The following is a 3,106-nucleotide window of genomic DNA, read 5'->3' as shown; positions in this document are numbered from 1 at the left end:
GGGCGGAGGCACGCCGCGGCGCACCCCGGGGCCGGCCGGGCGACGCCGAGCGGCAGTGTGCGCGGCCGGGGCACCGCGGTCGGCCGGCCCCCGCAGACGTCTCCGCGGGGTCACCACTCGCGCGTACCGGGTCGGTCCGCGAGTGCGGGCGGGTGTCCCGGTGCGGTCAGCGCGGGGGGCGTGGGAGCAGTTTGCGGGCGGTCAGGGCGAGCGTCACCTCGACCAGGTCGAAGGGGCGGGAGAGGGAGCACCCGGTCAGTTGCTCGTAACGGCGCAGACGGTTGAGGACGGTGTTGCGGTGACAGTACAGCTGCCGGCTCGCCCGCTGAGCCGAGCCGTCGCAGGCCAGCCAGGTGGCCAGGGTGTCCAGCAGGACCTCCGCGTCGGCGGGTTCGAGGTCCGCCAGGGGACCGAACACCCGGTCGGCGAGCGCGGCGCCGAGTCCGGGGGACGACACCACCAGCGCCGCGGGCAGGTGTTCGGACAGACGGACCGTGCCGCCGGTCTCCGGGCACAGGCTCAGCGCGGTGTCCGCCAGTCTGCGTGCCTCCCCCACGGCGGCCAGTCCCTGCACGGCGCTGCCGACGCCCACCCGTGTTCCCGGCGCCTGCTCGTCCGGCACCACCGGTTCCGCGTCGTCCTCGACCAGGACGATGCCGTAGTCCGCGTCCACGCCCGTGTGCCAGTGCACGCGCACACCGGGGACAAGGGCCGCTTGGGCACGCGGACATGCCGTGAGCCGGGCGCCGCCGACCGCCACGACCAGATACCGGCCGTGCTCCGGCAGGCCGAGTGCCAGGGCTGCCTCGGGCAGGTCGGCGATGCGGCTGGTGCCGTCCAGCAGTGTCCCGGCCAGCAACCGCACCCGGTTCTCCCGCTGCCAGGCGAGGTGCCGCTCGGTGTGCCGGTAGGCGTCGGCCGCGAGGGTGCAGTGCTCGTCGACGAAGTCCCACACGTCGGACGCCACGTGCACCAGCAGCCGTACGTCCTCGGGGGCCGACCGGGAGGTCTCGTCGACGAGGCCCTGCCACACCAGTGAGCCGCCCAGCCGGAAGGCGTGCAGCAGCGCGTCCAGCGGCAGCCCCTGCTCGGCACGTGTGGCGCCGATCCTCCAGGAGCAGCGGCGTGCCGCGTCCCGGGTGCCGCGCGGGTCCAGCAGAGAGGTGACGCTGTACCGCAGCGAGCGGTGCGCTTCCTGCCAGATGGCGGTGGCGTCCTCCTCCATCGCCGCCCGGTACGCGGGCTCCTGCTCCTGCAGCAGGGCGAGCAGGCGGTCGGTGAGCTGGGGCAGGTCGTCCAGCAGTACGCGGGCGGCACCGTGCAGCACGCGCAGCGCGTCGGCGTCGATCAGCGACCGCACGCGCCGTGGCCGGGTCCGCGGCGCGGGCACGGGTCCGTGGCGAAGCAGAGTACGTGGCCGTACGGCGTGTTGCATCGCGCATCTCCCCCAGGGTCGGCTTCCGGCGGCGCCCGCGCGGCGGTCCCCGTACCGGCGCCTGCCGGCCGTGGAGCCCGTGGGCCGGCCGCCACCTGATCGTCCTGCCCCGAAGGATGGCATACCGTCCGGTCGGTCCCTAGAGCTGTGCACTGGTCTTTTCCCCCTGCACCTCCTGTTCGACCATCCTGACCAATTCGACCCGTGAGCGGACACCGAGCATGGCGAAGATGTTCCGCAAGTGATAGTCGACCGTGCGCGTGCTGACGGACAGGCTGAGCGCCACCTCCCGGTTGGTGGCACCCTCGGCCACACACCGTGCGATACGCAGTTGCTGCGGGGTCAGCCTGGACAGCTCCCCCGCTCCGTGCCGGGACGGCTCCCCGGCCCCCGCCCCGCCCGGGGCCGCTCCGTTGGCGCGCAGCTCCGCGGCTGCCTGCTGCACCCACGGACGCGCGCCGCAGTGCTCGAAGCCCACCAGCGCCTCCCCCAGACGCACCCGCGCCTCGCGCAGCCGGCGCCGTCGCCTGAGCCACTTGCCGTACAGCAGTTCGGTGCGGGCCCGTTCGAAATCACCGACCGTCTCATCATGCCGGTCCAGGGCACGCCGGTACAGCTCGCCCGCCTCCTCCGGTACTGCCAGCAGCGCGCGGCAGCGCAGGAGCTGGGCGGGGGCCTGCGGGTCGGCACCACAGGCCGCCCAGAGGGCGAAGTCCTGGACCACCGTGCGGGCGTGCTCGGGCCGGCCGGCGAGTGCCGCGGCCTCCACGAAGCAGGGGACGGCGAGCATCCACACCGCGAAGTGCCCGCGCCGCGCACCGGGCAGTACCAGCGGGCCGAGCCTGTCGGCGGCTTCGCGGGGGCGGCCGGCGCCCAGGTCGGCACGGGCCGCCGCCCATTGGGCGAGCGTGGCGGCCTGGACCAGTCCGTGCCGCCGGGCCCTGGAGAGCGTCGCCGTCACATGCTCGGCCACGCGTTCCCGCTCTCCCTCGATCGATGCCGCGAGGGCCAGGACCGCGTGGTGGTGGGCCGCGGTGTTGCGCTGTCCGGTCCGCCGCGCGGCGCGCAGCCCCTGCTCGGCACGGGTGCGGGCGAGCTGGTGCCGGCCGGCGCGCAGTTCGGCGTAGGCCAGGTACTCCAGTGCCCTCGGTTCGAGGGCGGCGGATCCGAGGGCCCGGGCCGCCGCAAGCGCCTGTGCCCCGGCCCGGCGGGCGGCGGTCACGTCGCCGAGCATCAGGGCCGCGGCGGCCGAACGCAGCAGCTGTTCGGGCCCGGAGGCGGACCGGCCTCGGCCGACCACGCGTTTCAGCGGATCGGCGGCGAGGTCGAAGCGTCCCAGAAGGACTGCGCGCATGCCGTCGCGGTGGTCGCGGAGCAGGGCGGGGTGCTCGGGGTGGGGCAGTGCCGCCCTGCTGCCGCGGGCAGTGCCCGGGACGGCGCCGTCGGCGGCGGAGCCGGTCGCTGCCGCGGCGGTCCCGTCGGCGGCGGGGACGCCGGTGCGCTCGTCGGCGGCGGGGGTGTCGTGGCCGAGTGCCGCGAGGCAGGCCGTCAGGTCACCGGCGGCCCACGCCGCGTCCGCCGCGCCGAGGCCGGCCTGACCGTCCGGAAGAAACAGCTGAGGAGAACCCCCGTGGCGCAACCCCCATCGCTCACGGTGCGCGTCGTCGAAGT

The 3,106-nt window shown here is 75.5% G+C and carries 2 protein-coding genes; both read right to left on the bottom strand.

What is annotated here, in order from left to right:
• Positions 1 to 166: 166 nt before the first annotated feature.
• Complete coding sequence (locus DEP02_RS25230; RefSeq protein WP_112469986.1) at positions 167 to 1,435, bottom strand: RsbRD N-terminal domain-containing protein; 1,269 nt, start codon at positions 1,433 to 1,435, stop codon at positions 167 to 169.
• A gap of 139 nt (positions 1,436 to 1,574) precedes the next feature.
• Positions 1,575 to 3,106, bottom strand: a 1,532-nt coding sequence (locus tag DEP02_RS25225; RefSeq protein WP_198668581.1) for a helix-turn-helix domain-containing protein, incomplete at its 5' end; no start/stop codon positions are given.

This window comes from Streptomyces triticisoli (assembly GCF_003270085.1).
GTDB classification, from domain to species: domain Bacteria; phylum Actinomycetota; class Actinomycetes; order Streptomycetales; family Streptomycetaceae; genus Streptomyces; species Streptomyces triticisoli.
The sequence above is the reverse complement of the archived record's forward strand: the minus strand, read 5'-3'. Positions and strand labels throughout refer to the sequence as shown.

Bases quoted from the DNA above. Each gene is read 5' to 3' on its own strand.
- DEP02_RS25230 (WP_112469986.1), bottom strand. From the start codon at position 1,435: ATGCAACACGCCGTACGGCCACGTACTCTGCTTCGCCACGGACCCGTG.